The organism is Phenylobacterium sp. (assembly GCF_036501465.1).
GTDB lineage: Bacteria > Pseudomonadota > Alphaproteobacteria > Caulobacterales > Caulobacteraceae > Phenylobacterium.
The window spans coordinates 1-17,279 of sequence record NZ_DASYAF010000039.1 but is presented as its reverse complement, the minus strand read 5'-3'; the positions used below and the strand labels follow the sequence as shown (position 1 = coordinate 17,279).

The 17,279-nt window shown below is 70.6% G+C and carries 17 protein-coding genes and 1 tRNA gene; 8 read left to right on the top strand and 10 right to left on the bottom strand.

Annotation, left to right across the window (positions count from 1 at the left end; all coding sequences use genetic code 11):
- Positions 1-61: 61 nt before the first annotated feature.
- Positions 62-2,017, bottom strand: coding sequence for a serine hydrolase domain-containing protein (locus tag VGL85_RS03955; RefSeq protein WP_331586209.1), 1,956 nt, complete (start codon positions 2,015-2,017; stop codon positions 62-64).
- 62 nt (positions 2,018-2,079) lie between these two features.
- Here VGL85_RS03955 and VGL85_RS03950 point away from each other — a divergent pair, with 62 nt between their 5' ends.
- Positions 2,080-2,658, top strand: coding sequence for a TetR/AcrR family transcriptional regulator (locus VGL85_RS03950; protein ID WP_331586259.1), 579 nt, complete (start codon positions 2,080-2,082; stop codon positions 2,656-2,658).
- 42 nt (positions 2,659-2,700) lie between these two features.
- Here VGL85_RS03950 and VGL85_RS03945 read toward each other — a convergent pair whose 3' ends face one another.
- From VGL85_RS03945 to VGL85_RS03930, 4 genes are all read right to left on the bottom strand, one after another.
- The gene (locus tag VGL85_RS03945) at positions 2,701-3,405 is read right to left on the bottom strand and encodes a hypothetical protein (RefSeq protein ID WP_331586207.1); all 705 of its coding nucleotides are present in this window, start codon (positions 3,403-3,405) and stop codon (positions 2,701-2,703) included.
- Between the two features lie 171 nt (positions 3,406-3,576).
- Positions 3,577-4,125, bottom strand: coding sequence for a GNAT family N-acetyltransferase (locus VGL85_RS03940; protein WP_331586205.1), 549 nt, complete (start codon positions 4,123-4,125; stop codon positions 3,577-3,579).
- A gap of 175 nt (positions 4,126-4,300) precedes the next feature.
- Complete coding sequence (locus tag VGL85_RS03935) at positions 4,301-6,310, bottom strand: tetratricopeptide repeat protein (RefSeq protein ID WP_331586203.1); 2,010 nt, start codon at positions 6,308-6,310, stop codon at positions 4,301-4,303.
- 11 nt (positions 6,311-6,321) lie between these two features.
- On the bottom strand, positions 6,322-7,236 hold the full coding sequence (locus tag VGL85_RS03930; protein ID WP_331586201.1) for an N-formylglutamate amidohydrolase: 915 nt from the start codon (positions 7,234-7,236) through the stop codon (positions 6,322-6,324).
- A 130-nt stretch (positions 7,237-7,366) separates the two neighbouring features.
- Here VGL85_RS03930 and cpdR point away from each other — a divergent pair, with 130 nt between their 5' ends.
- Together cpdR and VGL85_RS03920 are read left to right on the top strand one after the other, a co-directional pair.
- Positions 7,367-7,723: a cell cycle two-component system response regulator CpdR gene (gene cpdR, locus VGL85_RS03925; protein WP_331586199.1), complete on the top strand. Its 357-nt coding sequence runs from the start codon at positions 7,367-7,369 to the stop codon at positions 7,721-7,723.
- A 76-nt stretch (positions 7,724-7,799) separates the two neighbouring features.
- Positions 7,800-7,874: transfer RNA gene (locus VGL85_RS03920), tRNA-Val, on the top strand.
- A 25-nt stretch (positions 7,875-7,899) separates the two neighbouring features.
- On the opposite strand, the gene VGL85_RS03915 is transcribed toward VGL85_RS03920, so the two are convergent.
- The 4 genes from VGL85_RS03915 to motA all read right to left on the bottom strand — a co-directional run bounded on the left by VGL85_RS03915 (position 7,900) and on the right by motA (position 11,490).
- Positions 7,900-8,307 carry a DUF6491 family protein gene (locus VGL85_RS03915; protein WP_331586197.1) on the bottom strand — a complete coding sequence of 136 codons (408 nt, stop codon included), beginning with the start codon at positions 8,305-8,307 and terminating at the stop codon, positions 7,900-7,902.
- Between the two features lie 63 nt (positions 8,308-8,370).
- Positions 8,371-10,176 carry a tRNA (5-methylaminomethyl-2-thiouridine)(34)-methyltransferase MnmD gene (mnmD, locus tag VGL85_RS03910; RefSeq protein ID WP_331586195.1) on the bottom strand — a complete coding sequence of 602 codons (1,806 nt, stop codon included), beginning with the start codon at positions 10,174-10,176 and terminating at the stop codon, positions 8,371-8,373.
- Positions 10,177-10,210: 34 nt separating this feature from the next.
- Positions 10,211-10,540, bottom strand: coding sequence for a hypothetical protein (locus tag VGL85_RS03905; RefSeq protein WP_331586193.1), 330 nt, complete (start codon positions 10,538-10,540; stop codon positions 10,211-10,213).
- 77 nt (positions 10,541-10,617) lie between these two features.
- Positions 10,618-11,490 carry a flagellar motor stator protein MotA gene (gene motA / locus VGL85_RS03900; protein ID WP_331586191.1) on the bottom strand — a complete coding sequence of 291 codons (873 nt, stop codon included), beginning with the start codon at positions 11,488-11,490 and terminating at the stop codon, positions 10,618-10,620.
- 105 nt (positions 11,491-11,595) lie between these two features.
- On the opposite strand from motA, the gene VGL85_RS03895 reads away from it, so the two are divergent.
- Positions 11,596-12,939, top strand: a complete 1,344-nt coding sequence (locus VGL85_RS03895; protein WP_331586189.1) for an MFS transporter — start codon at positions 11,596-11,598, stop codon at positions 12,937-12,939.
- A 120-nt stretch (positions 12,940-13,059) separates the two neighbouring features.
- Here the strand turns inward: VGL85_RS03895 and VGL85_RS03890 are convergent, their stop codons facing one another.
- On the bottom strand, positions 13,060-14,400 hold the full coding sequence (locus VGL85_RS03890; RefSeq protein WP_331586187.1) for a lytic murein transglycosylase: 1,341 nt from the start codon (positions 14,398-14,400) through the stop codon (positions 13,060-13,062).
- 166 nt (positions 14,401-14,566) lie between these two features.
- On the opposite strand from VGL85_RS03890, the gene ykgO reads away from it, so the two are divergent.
- The 4 genes from ykgO (at position 14,567) to VGL85_RS03870 (ending at position 16,820) form a co-directional block, all read left to right on the top strand.
- Entirely contained in the window at positions 14,567-14,692 is a 126-nt protein-coding gene (gene ykgO / locus VGL85_RS03885) for a type B 50S ribosomal protein L36 (protein ID WP_293379178.1), read from the top strand.
- Positions 14,693-14,706: 14 nt separating this feature from the next.
- Entirely contained in the window at positions 14,707-15,315 is a 609-nt protein-coding gene (locus VGL85_RS03880) for an HAD family phosphatase (RefSeq protein WP_331586183.1), read from the top strand.
- Positions 15,316-15,431: 116 nt separating this feature from the next.
- Complete coding sequence (locus VGL85_RS03875; protein ID WP_331586181.1) at positions 15,432-16,118, top strand: hypothetical protein; 687 nt, start codon at positions 15,432-15,434, stop codon at positions 16,116-16,118.
- Positions 16,119-16,121: 3 nt separating this feature from the next.
- The gene (locus VGL85_RS03870) at positions 16,122-16,820 is read left to right on the top strand and encodes a hypothetical protein (RefSeq protein WP_331586179.1); all 699 of its coding nucleotides are present in this window, start codon (positions 16,122-16,124) and stop codon (positions 16,818-16,820) included.
- Positions 16,821-17,279 lie beyond the last annotated feature (459 nt).

The following is a 17,279-nucleotide window of genomic DNA, read 5'->3' as shown; positions in this document are numbered from 1 at the left end:
GTCTGTCCGCCGTGACCATGCGAAGCCTTCCCGGCCGGGGTCAGGGGTCAGGGGTCGGGGGTCAGGGGTTCCAGGGCTGCAACGCGCCGCGGGTCGCCAGCAGAAGGCCGAGGGCGGAGAACACCAGGATCGTGGCCGTGAACCGGAGCTTGCGCCATCCGCTCCACCCGTCCCGACCCGCCCAGGCGAAGGGGGTCAGGGCGGCGGCGGCCCAGCTCAGCGCCGCTGCGGCGAGGCCGGCGGTCGCGGTAGCGATCACGATGGGCTGCGGCCAGCCGAAGACCACCGTGCTCTGATCGGCGACGGCGGCCTGCAGTTTCAGCGCGAAGGCCGGGACGGCGAACAGCCACAGCGCCGCGGCGGGTCCGCGGAGCGCGCCGGCGATCCGCTGGACGCGGGTCTGGGGCAGCCGCCAGCGTGCGGACGCGCCCAGGCCGAAGAGGATGGCGAGCGACGCCAGGAGGGTCAGCACGACCAGGAGTCCCAGGGTGCGGGTCTGGTGGCCCCAGTCGGCCCGCTGGAGTTCGCCGCCGCCGAGGTCAAGGGTCACGGTCCCCCCGGGCCCCGTCTTGGCCTGGAAGCGGACCCACGGGTGATCGGCGTCCTGGAACAGGCCGGGCTGGCCCGTCGCGACGAACCGCTCGCCACCCAGGATCAGGTAGCCGGGCGCCGCGACCGAAACCGGCGTGGACAGGAAGCTCATGGCGAAGGCTTCCAGCCCATGGAAAGGCCGGCGCGAGGACTGGTACTCGCCGGCATAGCGGCTGGCGTCGCGTAGCAGGCCCGGCGTGGGAGCAAGCGGCGGCTGTGGCGCGACGTAGAAGGTCTGGGCGATCAGCGCCGGAAGCGCGCCGGTCAGCGAGTGCTCGTTCTCGGTGTTCGTCGACACGAAGACGCCGAGTCGCAGGGCCGGCACGATCAGAAGGTTGGAATGGAAATCGATGGTCGCGCCATTGTGGCCGTAACCCATCAGCCCGCCGCCCAGCGGACCCTGGAAGAATCCCCCATCGACCCCGCCGCCGCCGGGATACAGCCGCATGGGCGTGCGGATCGCCGACGCCGTGGCCGGGCCATAGATCGTGTGGCCGTCGATCGCGCCGCCGCCCAGCAGCAGGGTCATGTAGCGGGCCATATCGCCCGCCGTGCTGGAGATCGCCCCGGCCGGCGCATTGCCGCCGACCAGCTCGAAGGGATCGGCAGTAAAACCGGCGCCGTTCCAGCGATAGGCCGTGGACATGTCGGCGGCGAGGCTCGCGGGCATGGGCGCGGGCAAGCCTGCGTGCGGCGGATAGATCTCGCGGCCCGTGGTGTGAGCCATGCCGGCGGGCCTGAGGATCTCGGCTTCCAGCAGGTCCGGCCAGGGCGCGCCTTGCGCATGGGCCAGGGCGTCGCCGGTCAGCGCCGCGGCATAGTTGGAATAGGCGCCGACCTCGCCGGGCGGATAGACGCGGTCCGGACGCCAGGTCGCCAGGTCGTCGTCGATCGGCAGCAGTTGCGCCGGGTCGCGCACCATGAGGTGCTCCAGCGGCGTGTCCTCGAATCCCGGCGTGTGGGTCATGGCGTCGCGCACCCGCACCTGGCGGTAGCCGGGATGGTCGGGAATGCGCACCTTGGGCGGCAAGTAGCTGTTGAGCGGGGCGTCCAGGCTCATGCGGCCCTGGTCGACGGCCTTCAGGACCATCAGCCAGGTGAAGGTCTTGCTGATCGACCCCACCCGGAAGAGCGTGCGGTCCGGGTCGACCGGGCGCTGGTGCGCGACGTCGGCGAAGCCATAGCCCTTCTTCAGCACCACCTGGCCGTCCTGGACGACGGCGACCGTGACGCCGGCGATATGGTCGCGCTCCATCGCCTGGCGGACGGTGGCGTCCACCAGCGCCGCCAGCGCCACAGGCGGGATGTCCTGATCCGGCGGGAGGGGCAGGGGAGGAGACGTCGGGGCCGCAACCGCCAGGGAGGCCGAAACGATGATCCCCAGCGCCACGCCGACGCGCGCCAGACGAGACCGCAGCTTGCGCATGATCTGAGCTCCCCCGATCAGAATATACTGGAGTTTTTTATACCGTGGTATAATCCTTGGGCGTGGTCAAGCCGCAGTTCAGCCCGAAGCGCCAGCGCACCCGCGCCGCCTTGGTCGAAGCCACGGCGGCCCTGGTCGCCGAGCGGGGCCTCGGCGCCGTCAGCCTCGACGATATCGCTGCGCGCGCGGGGGTGACCAAGGGCGCGATCTATTCGAACTTCCGGACCAAGGCCGAACTGCTGTGGGAGGCCGTCGACCGCCGCCGCCTGCACCTGGACGTCGCGATCACGCCGGGCGATGCCCGGACCACGGCGCGCGACGTCGCCCGCGCGCTCATGGCGCAGTTCCCGCAAGCCGAGGCGGAGGCCGCCTTCTACGCCGAGCTGCAGGCCTATATCCGCACCGACCCGGAGATGCGGGCGCAGCAGGCGGCGCAGCAGAAGGCGCAGTTCGACGAAATCGCCAGGCGGATCGAAGCCGGGTTCGGCGCCGAGATGGCGGTTCCGTCCCGGGTTTTGGGGCTGGCGGTCCAGGCGCTGCTGCTGGGCTTCACCATGCAGTGGGAGCGGACGCCGGACGAGGTCACGCAGGAGGTCGTCGCCGCGGCCTTCGAGACGCTGGTCCGCGGCGCGAGGCGATAGGGCGGCATGGCGAAGGCGCGGGCGCCGGGATGAACCCGGCGCTCACCCGAACTGCAAGGTATTGGCGAGCGGGACGATGGCGCTCTGCGTGTTGGCCATGACCACCAAGATCATGAAGTAGATGCATGGGACCGAAGCCAGTCCCAAGGCCAGCTGTGTCAATTCCGGGAGCGTCCAGCCGTGGGTGCGCACGCTCCGCTTGATAAGCAGCGATTTCCATAGGTAGGCGCTCAGCGGCGCCAGAGAGAAAAGGAACAGCAGTCCGATGGACAACCGCGTCGCGTGAAATACACGCCGATGATGAAGGCTTTGCCGGACGACCTCTGGCGTTTCAGCGTTCTCGGACAGTATCCAATCGTCGAAGGCCCGGTGCAGCCCGGCGGTGCGCTGCGAAACAGCAATGGAGGGGATGCTGCCCGAAAAACCTGGAAGGGGGTTGGAGGCGTTGGTGACGTTTGCCGTGATCACCAGCGCCAGGAGCAGGGCGGTGGCGGTGAACAACAATCCGAAGAGGAAGGGTACGGCCTTTTCAAACGGCCAGCTGAAACCCCGCGGCCCGGGGATTTTCCGGAACGCTGAGAAGGACCGGAACGCCAGGCCTAGAAAAATGATCAGGAAAGCTGCGCCGGTGATGGCAAGGACGGCGTGATAGCGGGCGTAGCCATCGATGATCTGAAGCATCGCTGGGTTTGACTGCCAGCCGGCGTGAATGTGGGCTTGCAGCGTCGCTTTCAGCTCGTCTTTCATCCTGACACCGAAGCAAGCGTTGTGCGGGCAATTGATGGCGATGCGCTGGCTCGTCGAATATGCCGCCCCGGCAGGCCGCGAACAAGGACGCCCGCCGTCGGCTGGACACGTCTCTCAGAGGCGGTTGGCGCGCCTTCGCGGCATGGCGGCCTTCAGAATGGAAATTCGGGATCAAGGCCGGGCGCGGACCGGTCGCGCCACCCAGACCAGGCCAGACCATTCCCCGAAACCGTCGTAGGTGGCCGTGAAGTCCCGCGACGGGTCCCGACGCAGACCCAGCCGCGCCATGACGGCTTGGGACCGGAGGTTCTCGCGCGACGTATAGGCGAACGCCTCGACGAGACCGACGCGCATGAAGGCGTCATTCAGCGCTGCGGAAGCCGCTTCGGTCGCGTAGCCCCGGCCCCAGGCCGTTCGCTCCAACCGCCAGGCCAGGTCGAAATGAGCGCCGAGCGGATGGCTGGCGCGATGCAGGAGGCCGGCGTACCCGAGGAACTCTGCGCTCCCGCGGTCCTCGATCACCCAGCGGCTCAGGCCGTCGCGGTCGAAGGCCGCAGCATACCGATCCAGCTTGCCGTCGCTCTCGGCCCGCGTGATGGGGCCGCCGAGGTCGTGCATCACTTCAGGATCGGCGTTCATTGCAGCAAACGCCGGCCAGTCCGTATCGCGCCATCGACGCAGAAGCAGGCGGGGGGTTTCGATCATCGCGCCGTCCGGCATCCAGGCTCCAAGCTCTTCCATGATCTGACCGGCATCATGCGGGATCAGCCTCCCAATCGCTCGCCCGCAACCGCGGGCGCCGGATTTCGCTTGTCGGTGGGCGCCCAGCGCCGCGGTCGGCCGGGTTGCGCATGTTAGGCCTGCGCCGCCCTGTCATGTACGCCCAATATAGGCCTCAGGCCGGCTGGGGCGGCAGATGGTCGGGGGCCAGGCCCGCCAGCCGGCGCTCGTGCATGCGCCGGTAGAGCGCCTCCAGGTTCGCGACGTAGCGCGGCGTGTCGAACAGCGGCGAGGCCGCGCGCGCCGCGGCGACCCGCGCGCGGACGCTCGCCACGCGGTCCGGATCGCGCGCCAGGCCGAGCGCGAGGCCTTTGTAGGCGTCCCAAGTCTCTACGATCAGCTCCGGCAGGCCCGCGGCGGTGAGCAGGCTGGCCGCCACCCGTCCGGCGAAGGTCTCGCCCTTGCGGGTGACCAGCGGCAGGCCGGCCCACAGCGCGTCGCTGGCAGTGGTGTGGGCGCCGTAGGGCAGGCTGTCGAGGAACAGGTCGGCGTGGCGCAGCCGCTCCAGGTGGCGCGCCAGCACCACCGGCGGGGCGAACACCAGCCGCGCCGGATCGACGCCCGCGCCTTTGGCCGCCGCCTTGAGGTTCGCCGCCGCCACCGGCTCGTCGCCCAGCAGCCACAGCACCGCGCCCGGGACCTCTCGCAGCATCTCCATCCAGAGGCTGAACACGCCCGGCGCGATCTTGAAGGAGCCGTTGAAGCTCGCGAACACGAAGCTGTCGTCCGGCAGGCCGTGGTCGGCGCGGGTGGTGACCCGGTCCGAGATCTCCCGCTTGCGGTCGTTGGGCTGGTAGCAATCCGGCAGCCAGGCGATCTTCTCTGAATAGTCGGCGGTCTCACCCATTTCGCCGCGTTTGGGGGGTGCGATCAGCACCGGGTCGGCGACCAGATAGTCCAGGAACGGCGCGCCGCTGGTCATCGGAAAGCCCAGGAAGCTCACCTGCACCGGCGCGGCCCGGCCGGCGAAGATCTCGGGTCGCGAGCCGGCGGTGAAGCCCTTCAGGTCGACGGCGATGTCCAGCGGCAGGCCGCGCGCCATCTCGGCGATGGCGTGGGCGCCCAGGCGGCGCACGTCATAGAAGCGCTCCGCGGCGGCCTGGATCCGCCCGCGCATCGGGCTTTCGTCATCCGGCCCGAAGGAAAACAGGGTCACCTCGAAGGTGTCGCGGTCGTGCAGCTCCAGCATCTCGGCCATCAGGAAGGCGGTGGCGTGGGCGTGGAAGTCGGCGGAGAAGTAGCCCACCCGCAGGCGCGGCCCGGGCGGCGGCGCGAGGTCCCGCGGCGCCAGCGCGAAGGTCTGGGCGCTGTAGGTGCGCGCGCAGAGCAGCTGCTGGCGGCGCGTGATCGGCAGGGCGGCGGTGGGCAGCGGCGTGGCGGCCGGTTGGCCGGCCTCGATCCGCCGGGCGAGGTCGGTTGAGAGCGCCTCGAAGTCGGTCCAGTCGCAGATCCGCTGGCGGCTCATCAACAGCTGGCCCAGCAGGTGCGGCAGGTCGGGCGCCAGGGCGTAGGCCTTGCCGTAGGCCTCGGCGGCTTCGGCCCAGCGGCCCAGCATGGCGAAGGCGTGGCCCCGCTCGGCCTGCACCCGCGGCGCGCCCGGCAGCCGGGCGGCGAGTTCGGCGTAGACCGCCATGGCGTCGTCCGGCCGGTTCATCTCGAACAGGGTCTTGGCCAGGTTGAAGCCGATCACCGGCTGGCCCGGCGCCAGGTTCATGGCCTGGACGAAGGCCTCCACCGCATCCTCGCGCCGACCGAGGCCCGCCAGCGCCTGGCCGCGGGCGGCGTGGGCGGCGCCGTCGGCCGGGGCGGCGGCGCAGGCGGCCTCGGCGCTCGCCAGGGCCTCGCCCCAGCGCTGCAGGTCGTTCAGCAGGTTGGCGTGGTTGACCCGGAGCGCCGCGGAGTCCGGGGCGATCGCCAGGCCCTGCTCGAAGGTCGCCAGGGCCTCGGCGGCGCGGCGTTGCACGCGCAGCATGGCGCCCAGGTTGGAGAGCGCGCCCAGGTTTCCGGGCTCCAGCTTCAGGGCCTGGCGCGTGGCGGCCTCGGCCTCGGCGTAGCGGCCGGCGGCGTAGAGGTCGGCGCCTTCGTCCAGCCAGGCGCGGGCGGTCTTCTGGGTGGGCTCGCTCACGGTCGCGGCGCTCAGGTCTTCAGCGCGTTCCAGTCGGCTCCGGCCAGCGCCGAGGTCAGCCGTTCCAGATGGCCCTTCAGCCGCGCGAAGCCGGCGGTGGGGGTCAGCCGGGCCTCGTCGAGATAGAGGCTGCGGTTGATCTCGATCTGCAGGGCGTGGGTGCGCCGCTGCGGGCGGCCGTAATGTTCGGTGGTGTAGCCGCCGGCGTAGGGGGTGTTGCGCGCCACCCGGTAGCCCAGGGCCTCCAGCTCGCGCTCGACCCGGGCGGTGAGCCCGCTGGCGCAGGCGGCGCCGAAGCGGTCGCCCAGCACCATGTCGCAGGGCCGGTCGCGCCCGCCCGCCCGGGCGGCGGCGGCCGGCATGGAGTGCCAGTCGATCAGGATCGCGAAGCCGTGCGCCTTGTGCGCCTCGCCGATCAGCCGCTCCAGGGCGGCGTGATAGGGCCGGTGTGCGCCCTCGATTCGGCTGCGCGCCTCCTGGAAGGTGAGCTTGCGGGCGTAGATCTCCTGGCCCTCGGAGACCACCCGGGCGATCGCCCCCAGCCCGGCCGCCACCCGGGCCGTGCGGGCGCGGGCGAATTCCGGCAGCTCGTCCTCGAACATGCCGGGGTCCAGCTCGAAGGCTTCGCGGTTCAGGTCGATGTAGGCGCGGGCGTAGCGGGCGGCGATCACCGCGGCCCCCAGCTTCGGGGCCTCTGAGATCAGGTCGTCGACGAAGGCGTCCTCGGACCGGCGGATGGTCTGGGCGTCGAGCGCGGCGGCGGCCATCATGTCGTCGGGGTAGTCACGCCCGGAGTGGGGCGAGGCGAACACCAGGGGCGTGGGCGGCGCCTGGCCGTCGGCGGCGGCGCGGCGCAACTCGAACGGCGCGCGCCGGGCCTCACGCTTGGGCGTGTCCTTGGCGGCGATCGGCTCCCAGGCGTTCATGCGGCCATAGAACGCTGAGCCTGGGGCGTGGTCAAAGGTTCATCACGCGTTAACCCGTCGGAAGTTTACCGATCCGAAGCTATCGTCGGTGTTTCATCACGGCCCGAAGCGTTTCAGCCTGCAGAGCCCCATGCCCCGCATCCTCCTCGCCGAAGACGATGACAGCCTCCGCGGCTTCCTGGCCCGCGCCCTGGAGAAGGCGGGCTACGACGTCACCGCCTGCGCCGACGGCGACGAGGCCGCCGCGGTGCTCGACCAGGACTGGGACCTGCTGCTCACCGACATCGTCATGCCCGGGCTGGACGGCATCGAGGTGGCCCGCCAGGCCGCCGCCCTGCATCCCGAACTGCGCATCATGTTCATCACCGGCTTTGCCGCCGTGGCGCTCGCCGCCGGCAGTCAGGCCCCGGCCGGCGCCAAGGTGCTGTCAAAGCCCATCCACCTGCGTGAGATCGTCTCCGAGGTGGAGCGGATGATGGCCGCCTAACGCCGCCCGCTTGCGCGCCGGCTTGCGCGCTCAGGGCCGCATCGGTATATCCCCGCCTTCCCGAGACCACGGTGACGGACGCGTAGCTCAGCGGGAGAGCACCTCGTTGACATCGAGGGGGTCGCTGGTTCGATCCCAGCCGCGTCCACCACCCGCCCTTCCAGGCCTTGCGGTCCTTACGGCTTCGCCCCCTTCGGCAGGGTGGCGATCTCTTCGGGCGTCAGCTTGGTCAGCGTCTTCACCGGGCAGCGCTGGCGGCCGAGGCCGGTGGCGTGGCTGATGATCTCGGCGTCCAGGGCGTTGCAGATGCTTCCCCCCGCGCCGTGGCTGGATTGCAGCGCGATGGCCTGGTTCCAGTTCACGTCCGGGCAGGAGATCATCAGGTCCAGGCGGTAGACGTCGCGCTGGTTCACCCGGACATAGACCGTGTGGTCGTCGGGCGCGGCGAAGCTGGTGACGTTGCGCGCCCAGAAGCAGACGTCCTTGCTGGCGGGCTTGCTGTCGGCGTGGCTGTCGAACGGCGCGCCGGCGACGCCCAGCGCCAGGACCGCGGCCGAGGCGGCGATGGCAAGAGGGGTCTTCATCGATCAGGATCCTCGCGAAGTTCCGTCCCCCTGACTGAACTTATAACGGCCACGCTGGGTTGCCTAGGAACGCTTCGCGGCGCGCTTTCGGAAGCGGCTGGGGTCGACGACGGCGGCGATGGGCGCGGGCAGGGGCGAGGGCGCCCCGAAGATCAGCGCCGCCACGTGCTCGGCCAGCAGGGGCGCCAGCGTGAAGCCCCGGGCCCCGAACCCCGCCAGCACGAACAGGCCCTGCGGCGCGCCCGGCGCCGCGCCCGCGACCGGCAGATGGTCGGGGCTCGCCACGCGGATTGAGGCGCGGCCCTCCAGCGGCGCTTCGGCCAGGCGCGCGGCGAGCCGGGGCATCCCTTCGGCCAGGAAGCGCAGGTTGCGGGCATGGTCTTCCGCGCGCACGTCTCGGGCCACCTCGCCCCGGTCGTTGGTGGCGCCGAACAGCACGCCGGCCCGCGTCGGGATGGCGTAGCCGCCGAAGGCCGCGGCGGGCGGCGCCTCGCCCACCGCCGTGAAGCTCGCCTGGCCGCGCACGGGGGCGAGCGGCAGGCCCGTCGCGAGCTGCGCCGTCTCCAGGGCGCAGGCCAGGATCACCGCGTCGGCGACCGCCAGGGTCTCACCATCCTCGCCGGCCAGCCGCCAGCCGGGGCCCTGCGGCTCGACCCGCGCGACCCTGGCCTCGGTCACCTGCGGGGCCCAGGCCGCCAGCAGGGGCGCGGGCTCGATCACCCGTCCGTCGATGAGCGCCAGGGCCTCCGGCGCCGGCTCGCCCAGCCGCGCGGCGGTCTCGGCGGGGCTCAGCGGCGCCAGGCTTTCCGGCTCGAACAGGTCCGAGCCCGCCACCTTGGCGAAGCGGGCGGCGTCGCGCGCGCCGGTCGCCACCTGCAGGGCGCCGCGGGCGATCCCGATCCCGGGCAGGGCGTCATAGAGGCCGACCGCACGGCGGAAGGCCTGGGCGAAGAGGGCGGCCGGCGGCCCCAACCCCGCGTCCAGCCGGGGCGTCACCAGGGCGGCGGGATTGCCGGACGCGCCCGAGCCGCGGCCCTCAGCGTCGAACACCAGGGCCTCGCCGCCCAGGGCGCGCACGGCGCGGGCGGCCGCGGCGCCGGCGATCCCCGCGCCGACGACGGCGATCTTGAGGCCGGCTCCGATGTCTTCTCTAACGATGAGCGGCGCGTCCGTCAGGCGCGCGACCAGCCGCTCGCGCTTCCTGCCGAAGCCCGGGGCCTTCTCCACCGCGAACCCGGCGTCCGCCAGCCCGCGCCGCACCTGGCCGGCGACGGTGTAGGTGGCGCAGGCCGCGCCGGGCGCCGAGCGGGCGGCGACCAGGGCCAGCACTGCCTCGCTCCACATGGCCGGGTTGCGGGCCGGGGCGAAGCCGTCGAGGAACCAGGCGTCGGCAGGCCCCGACCAGCCGGCGAGCGCCTCGGCCACATCGGCGATCGCCACATCGACGATGACGCCGAGGTCGGCCAGCTCCAGGCGATGCATCCCGCGCGCACGGCCGGGCCATTGGTCGGTGAGCCGCGCGGCGAGGCCGTCCAGCGCCGGCCAGCGGGCCAGGGCGCGGCGCGCCTCCTCGGCCGCGATCGGATGGGCCTCGACGGAAAAGACGTGCAGCCGCCCGCCGGCCGGGCGATGGCGCGCCCAGAGGTCGATCAGGGCCGCGATGTTCAGCCCGGTCCCGAAGCCCAGCTCGGCCACCGTGAACCGCGCCCGGCCGGCCCAGGCCTGCGGCAGGCCGCAGCCGGCCAGGAACACCGCGCGCGCCTCGGCCAGGCCGTCCTCGGCCGAGAAGTAGACATCGTCATAGAGCCGCGAGCGCGGCTGGCCGTCGCCCGTCCATTCCAGCGGGCTGTCTGTGGCGTCGGGACCCATGGTGGCGAGCCTACAGGGCCGCGCGGTCGGCCGCCTAAGTCTTCGGCGCTTTCGGCGGCGTCGCAGGCGTCGGGGCCGGGCTCGGCGCAGCGGTCGGCGGCATGGCCGGCGGCGGCGTGGTGGCCGGAGCGGCCGCGGCGGGCGGCTGGACGTCCTCGTCGCGGTTGGAATCGGCCGCGGCGTCGGCGGCGGCCGCGGCGGCGTCGCGGGCGATCGCGGCCTGGGCCTCGGGACTGTTGGGCGCGGGCACGGCCGCGGCGGCCGGGGTCTCGCCCGGGTCGGCCTTCTTGCCGCAGCCGGCGAGGCCGAGCGCCAGGGCGGCGGCCCCCAGGATAAGCAGTTTGCGCAGGGGATCGCGGGTCATGGGGCTCGTCCTTCGACTGACTGAAGGCGAGGGATTATGCGCCGCGTCGCGGGTCCCGCAAATCGTCGCGACCGGCCTTAGGCCGCGTCGGTCGGGATGGCGTTCAGCGCCTCTTCCAGCTCCAAGAAGCTGGGCTGGGCGCCGGAAGGCACGCTGCCGCGGCCGATCTCGACGGAGATCTGGGCGGCGTTGCCGTGCAGGTGGGCCACCAGCACCGCCTGGATGATCTTGTAGAAGGCGGCGTCCTCTTCGACCACCGCGGCCATGCGGGTGGCCATCGGGCCGACAAGGCCATAGGCCAGGAACACGCCAAGGAAGGTGCCGACCAGGGCCGAGCCGATCATCTCGCCCAGAACGGCCGGGGGTTCGGTGATCGCGCCCATGGTCTTGATGACGCCCAGCACGGCGGCGACGATGCCCAGCGCGGGCAGGCCGTCGGCCAGGTTGGTCAGCGCGTGCGGCGCGGCCAGGGCCTCGTGATGGTGCTTCTCGAGCTGCTTCTCCATCGCGTCCTCGACCTGGTGGGGATCCTCCAGGTTCATGGTCATCATCCGCAGGGTGTCGCAGATGAAGTCGACGGCGAAGTGGTCCTTCATGATCTTCGGATAGCGCGAGAAGATCGCGCTCTCCTTGGGCGTCTCGATGTGGCTTTCCAGGGCGATCACGCCCTTGGACTTCATGGTCTTGGTGAGCGTGAACAGCAGCGAAAGCAGGTCGCGGTAGTCGGCCGGCTTCCAGGACGCGCCCTTGAAGACCTTGCCGAAGCCGCCGCCCATGGCCTTCAGCACCGTCATGGAATTGGCGATCAGCAGGCCGGCAACGCCGGCGCCCATGATGGCCATCAGCTCGTGCGGGGCGGCGCCGATGATCACGGCGATATTGCCGCCCGTCATGATGAAGCTGCCGAACACCAGGCCGAACAGCAGCACGATGCCAATGATAGGGAACAAGGGATTCTCCCGCGGACGCCGGCGGGGAACATGACCGTTATTCATTAATGGGCCGTGATCGCAGGGGGGTTTGCGCTGCGACGCCTGGGCGCATAAGGCCAAGGCATGGCGACCGCCTCGCAGATCGGGACGACGAAGGCCCCCGGCAAGGCTTCAGGCGGATCGAGCCTGCCCAGGAGCGCGTTTGCGATCATCTTCTGGTCGTCCGCCGCCACCCAGATCGGCAACAACGGCCTGGTCTCGGTCCTGCCGCTGATCGGCCGCTCGCTGAAGATCCCCGACGAGATGGTGGTGGCGATCTTCTCGCTCTCCGCGGTCCTGTGGGCCTGTTCCTCGCCGTTCTGGGCCCGGGCGTCCGACCGCTACGGCCGCAAGCCCCTGATGCTGGTGGGCCTGTTGGGGTTCATGGTCTCCATGACCCTTTGCGGGGTGATCGTCGGCGCGGGCCTGCGCCAGCTCGCCGCGCCCCTGGTGATCTTCATCCTGCTGCTGCTCGGCCGCGCGCTGTTCGGCCTGTTCGGGGCGGCCTCGAACCCCGCCTACCAGGCCTATATCGCCGACCACACGCCCTATGAGGAACGCACACAGGCGATGGCCATGCTGGCCGGGGCGATCGGCATCGGCACCCTCGTCGGGCCCTGGCTCGCGCCCTATTTCATCTATCCGGTCGTGGGGCTGGCCGGGCCGCTGTTCACCTTCGCCGGCATCGCCGCGGTGATGCTGTTCGTGGTCTGGCGCTTCCTGCCGGAAAGCCGGCGGCGGCCGGAAGCCCTCGCCGAGGCGGCGCAGGAGGCCATCGCCGAGAAGCGCCGGCCCCTGTGGCGCGATCCGGCGATCCTGCCCTTCGCGATCTACGGCTTCGTGGTCGCCACCTGCCAGACGGCGCAGCAGCAGACCCTGGGCTTCCTGGTGATCGACAAGCTGGGGGTCACGCCGCTGGCGGCGAAGGAGCAGATCGCCACCGCCATGGCGTTCGGCGCGCTGGCCGGCCTGTTCGCCCAGTGGGGCATCATCCGCATGTTCCAGATGTCGCCCAAGCAGCTGCTGCGGTGGGGCGTGATCTGCGGGGCGGGCGGCAACCTGCTGGTGGCGATCGCGCCGGACTTCCACACCGTGGTCGCGGGCTATGCGCTGGCCAGCATGGGCTTCGGCTTCGCCCGGCCGGGGTTCACGGCGGGCTCGTCGCTGGCGGTGGGCTGGAAGGACCAGGCCCGGGTGGCCGGCGCCATCGCGGCGGTGAACGGCATCAACGCGGTCTTCGCCCCGGCCTTCACGGCGCTCTACCGCGCCAACCACGCCGCCCCGTTCTTCCTGAACATGGGGCTGATGCTCTGCCTGCTGGTCTACGCCTATCTCTCGCCGGCGCTGCGCAACGCCGACCCGGCCGCGGTCACCCGCGAGGAAGCCACCATGGCCACCATCGAGCGCACCGACGAGGGCGGCTCCTGATCCAAATGATCGTCATGGCCGGGCTTGTCCCGGCCACCCATAGCCGCCGATGGCGGGGATAGGCCTGCGGCGCCTGAGCGTATGGGTCCCCGGCACAAGGCCGGGGATGACGGGTTGACGTTAGGAGGCGCCGGATTCCGTCTTCAGCTGCTGCACCATGACCGGCGACAGATAGCCATCGGCGGTGAGGCCGCGCGCCTTCTGATAGGCCCGAAGCGCGGTGCGGGTGCCGGCGCCGACGATCCCGTCCGGCGTCCCCGGATTGAAGCCCAGGGCGGCCAGCGCCCGCTGGGCGGTCATCCGGTCGGCCAGCGACAACGGCTGCTCGGCGGGCCAGGGGCGCACCAGCGGCGGCGCGCCCGCGATCCGGTCGGCCAGCAGGCCCACGGCCAGCGCATAGGCCACCGAGTTGTTGTACTTGCGGATCACGAAGTGGTTGGGGAACAGCAGGAACAGCGGCCCGGCCGCGCCGGCCGGGGCGATCAGCTGGGCCTCCTCCGCCTTGTCGGCGTCGTCCCAGGGCAGGCCGTCGGCGCGGGTGACCCCCAGCGCCGCCCAGGCCTCGGGCGGCAGCTTCGGCCCCTCGGTCAGGCTGAAGTCGAAGCCGTCCGGGGCCACGACCTCCTTCGCCCAGCTTTCGCCCCGGCGCCAGCCGCCCTTGGCCAGCAGGTTGGCGGCGGAGGCCAGGGAATCGGCGGGCGAATTCCAGATGTCGCGCTTGCCGTCGCCGTCGCCGTCCACGGCGGTGGAGAGGTAGGCCGAGGGGATGAACTGGGTCTGGCCCATGGCCCCGGCCCACGAGCCCTTGAGCTGCTCGCGGGTGGCCTGGCCGGTGGCGATGATCCGCAGGGCCGCGATCAGCTCGGTCTCGGCGAAGTCGCGCCGGCGGCCCTGGGCGGCCAGGGAGGCCATGGAGCGGATCACGTCGAAGTCGCCCTGGATCGCGCCGAACGCGCTCTCCCGCGACCAGATGGCGATCAGGATCTCGCGCGGCACCCCGTACTTCTGCTCGATGTCGGCCAGCTGCGGCGCCTCGGCCCGCTCCTGCTCGCCCTTGGAGGCGGTCCCCGGGGTCACCGCGCCCTTGATGTAGGTGGAGATCGGCTGGGAGAACTCGGGCTGGCGGCTGTCGCGGGCGGTGACCCTCGGGTCGGGCGTCAGGCCCTTCATCTCGCGGTCCAGCACCTCGCGCGGGATGCCGGCCTTCAGGGCCTTGGGATAGAAGTCCGCCGCCCAGGCGTCGAACACCATGTCGCCGCTGACCGTCGGCGGGGTGACGGGCCCGGCCGGGGCGGGCGGCGCGGCCTCGGGCGGCGTGGGCTGGGCGGGCGGCGCGACCGGCGGGGCCGTCGGCGCGGGCGATGGCGGCAGGCGCGTCGGCAGGGGCGTGGGCGTCGCGCAGGCCGCCGCCAGCAGGGCCAGGAGCGCCGTGGCGGCAGCCGCGGGAAGGAGGCGACGCAATCGCATCCTGGGAATGGTAGAGGGCGTCGCGAGGCCGCTCAATCGCCGTCGCCGTCCATGGGCTGCGCCACATTGACTTGCGCGAGGCGTTTCCGTATATCCGCGCGCTCTTGTGAAACCCCCGGACGCTCTCGTCCGCGGCCGATATAGGTCCCCTGGTAGCCCAATGAAGGTCAGAAGCTCGCTCAAGTCGCTCAAGACGCGTCACCGCGACTGCAAGCTCGTGCGCCGCAAGGGCCGGGTCTACATCATCAACAAGACCAACCCGCGCTTCAAAGCCAAGCAGGGCTGATCCCCTAGGTCGTGATGTCCACGGTGTCCGTCGTCGTCTGGGACGTCGGCAATGTCATCGTGCGCTGGGACCCGCGCACCCTCTATTCCACGATCTTCCCCGATCCGGCCGAGCGCGACCGGTTCCTGGGCCAGGTCTGCACCATGGCCTGGCACGCGCCCACCGACCGCGGCCTGAGCTTCGACGACAACTGCGCGGCCCTGGCGGCGAAGCATCCCGAGCATCGCGACGCGATCTGGGCCTGGAAGCACCGCTGGGGCGAGATGTTCTCCGGCGCGATCCCTGAGACCGAAGCCGCCATCGCCGCCCTCCATGACCGCGGCGTGAGGCAGTACGCGCTCACCAACATGAGCCATGAGACCGAGGACGCCACCTTCGCCATGAGCCCGGCCTTCGCCCTGCTGGACGGGCGCATCGTCTCCGGCCGCGAAGGGGTGATGAAGCCGGACGCGGCGATCTTCCAACTCACCTGCGACCGGTTCGGTTTCGCGCCGGACGAAGCCCTGTTCGTCGACGACAGCGCCACCAACATCGAAGCCGCCCGCGCGCTGGGCTTCGCCACCCACCACTTCACCGACCCGGCGGCGCTGCGACCCGCCCTGGAGGGTCTGGGGCTGCTCTGAATCGGCTGCCCGCGCCGAGCCGGCGGGGGGTCGGTCTCGTTGCGACCCATTGCCGACGTTCGGGGAGTCCGGATACCGGTAGGACCTGAGTGATCGCTTGGGGGAGCGACTGGCCCATGGACATCCACAAACCCAAGCCCTGGCACGGGTTTCGGGAGTTCCTGAAGGAGTACCTCATCATTGTGGTGGGCGTGCTCACCGCCTTGGGCGGCGAACAGGTGGTGGAGACGATCCACAGGCATGAAGCCGTCGCCGAGGCGCGCCGCGCGTTGAACGCGGAAGTAACTTTCGACCTCGCCGTTTTCGAGCTCACGGCCTTTCAAGCTGACTGCATGAACCGTCGGCTAGATGAGATCGGCGGGTGGCTCCAATCCTGGGATCGCGGAAACCCGCCGCCGCTCTCGCGCTCCTTGCCGTTTCCCAGGGCAACCAACTACCGCACCGCTGTCTTCCGCGTCGCCAGCACCGGAGCGCTTGTACAGATGCCCTTCGAGGACCGGGTGGCCTATGGGCATCTCTATGACGCGTTCGAGAACAACGCGGACGTCCGGCGGGAAGGGTGGCGTGAGCTCTGGGGCGACATCGACGAACACGTCGGCGCCCATCATCTGAGCGAGGATCAGCGACTTCACATCGCGGCGGAGATCCGACGCCTCCGCACCATAAACGAAGCGTTCCAGCACAATTGGAACGGTGTCTCCGAGGACGCTGGCAAGCTAGGGCTGAAGCCGCCAGCCCGTGTAGAAAAAGCCCGGGACGAAATGGCTTCGGCGCCGCTCTGCAAACCGATATCGGCGGGTTGAATCATGGACATCCACAAACCCAAGCCCTGGCACGGCGTCCGCGAGTTCCTGAAGGAGTATCTGATCATCGTCGTGGGCGTGCTGACCGCGCTGGGGGCCGAGTCCGTAGTCAATAATCTCCACGAGCACCGTCTCTCGGAGGAGGCCAAGGGAGTCGTGCGAGATGAGATGAACGTGGACATTACCGCCTATGCGCGAAGGTTCGAGGTCGAGTCATGTGTCACGCGCCGCATGACAGAGATCGAAGCTCTGTTGGATGCCGCTGAAGCCGGTCAGCAATTCACGCCTCCGGCTCGGATCGGCGGTCCTCGCGAGCCCGGAATCTACACCAACCGCTGGGAAGCCGCCACGGCTGGCGGACGAACGAGTCTTCTTTCGTCGGAAGAGCAGAGGCAGTTTGGGCGCGTGTATCAAAACCTGGAGCACCTCGAACTGCGCCAGCAGGAAGAGTATCAAGCGTGGCTCACGCTGCACGCGCTCGTAGGCCGGCGCCACCTTTCCGCGGGAATGATCGACGAGCAGCGGCTCGCACTATCCCGCGCCCGAGATGCCGAGGTAGCGATCCGGCGAGCCTTCGAGGGGGCGAAGTTCACGGCCCAGCAACTCGGCGTCAAAGGGGACGCACACCTCGCTTCGTTCCGAGCGCCGCCCGGACCGTCTGAGGTCTGCCAACCGCTCAATGGCCCCCCGCAACCTTCTTAGTCAACTCAACCGGCCCGAGACCGCCTCCCACCCGTCGCTGACCGTCACGAAGTCCGGTCCCCGGCGCACCCGCGCGGAGCGCCCCTTCGATCTCATGGATGATGCGAGCCTTGGGGCCTCGGCTTGTCAAGGACCGGCCCCTGGCCGGCCGCCATGCGGCGCGCGTTCCGCGCGTCCTTGAGAAGCCGAGGCCCCAAGGCAGACTGGCCGGCATGAGATTTAAGGCAGAGTCTGTTTAGGCCGCTGCTCTCCCAGGCGTTGCAGCGCCGTGGAGACTCCGGTCGATGTACGAAAATCCTTGACTCTGGGCTCAATCTATGTTCTTGTTTTGTTCTATGACACCGGACACCACCAAGCGCGAGAGAGCCGAGCAGATCCTGGGCGAGCTCGCAGAGCTCGGCCTGATGCTGGCCCGCGACCTGGCGGTGCAGGCCCGCGCGGCGGAGACGCCGGAAGAGC

What these genes read in the sequence shown, in the direction of transcription:
- VGL85_RS03955 (WP_331586209.1), bottom strand. Translation starts at nt 2,017, where the DNA reads ATGCGCAAGCTGCGGTCTCGTCTGGCGCGCGTCGGCGTGGCGCTGGGG.
- VGL85_RS03945 (WP_331586207.1), bottom strand. Translation starts at nt 3,405, where the DNA reads ATGAAAGACGAGCTGAAAGCGACGCTGCAAGCCCACATTCACGCCGGC.
- VGL85_RS03940 (WP_331586205.1), bottom strand. Translation starts at nt 4,125, where the DNA reads ATGCCGGACGGCGCGATGATCGAAACCCCCCGCCTGCTTCTGCGTCGA.
- VGL85_RS03930 (WP_331586201.1), bottom strand. Translation starts at nt 7,236, where the DNA reads ATGAACGCCTGGGAGCCGATCGCCGCCAAGGACACGCCCAAGCGTGAG.
- cpdR (WP_331586199.1), top strand. Translation starts at nt 7,367, where the DNA reads ATGCCCCGCATCCTCCTCGCCGAAGACGATGACAGCCTCCGCGGCTTC.
- VGL85_RS03915 (WP_331586197.1), bottom strand. Translation starts at nt 8,307, where the DNA reads ATGAAGACCCCTCTTGCCATCGCCGCCTCGGCCGCGGTCCTGGCGCTG.
- mnmD (WP_331586195.1), bottom strand. Translation starts at nt 10,176, where the DNA reads ATGGGTCCCGACGCCACAGACAGCCCGCTGGAATGGACGGGCGACGGC.
- VGL85_RS03905 (WP_331586193.1), bottom strand. Translation starts at nt 10,540, where the DNA reads ATGACCCGCGATCCCCTGCGCAAACTGCTTATCCTGGGGGCCGCCGCC.
- VGL85_RS03895 (WP_331586189.1), top strand. Translation starts at nt 11,596, where the DNA reads ATGGCGACCGCCTCGCAGATCGGGACGACGAAGGCCCCCGGCAAGGCT.
- ykgO (WP_293379178.1), top strand. Translation starts at nt 14,567, where the DNA reads ATGAAGGTCAGAAGCTCGCTCAAGTCGCTCAAGACGCGTCACCGCGAC.
- VGL85_RS03880 (WP_331586183.1), top strand. Translation starts at nt 14,707, where the DNA reads ATGTCCACGGTGTCCGTCGTCGTCTGGGACGTCGGCAATGTCATCGTG.
- VGL85_RS03875 (WP_331586181.1), top strand. Translation starts at nt 15,432, where the DNA reads ATGGACATCCACAAACCCAAGCCCTGGCACGGGTTTCGGGAGTTCCTG.
- VGL85_RS03870 (WP_331586179.1), top strand. Translation starts at nt 16,122, where the DNA reads ATGGACATCCACAAACCCAAGCCCTGGCACGGCGTCCGCGAGTTCCTG.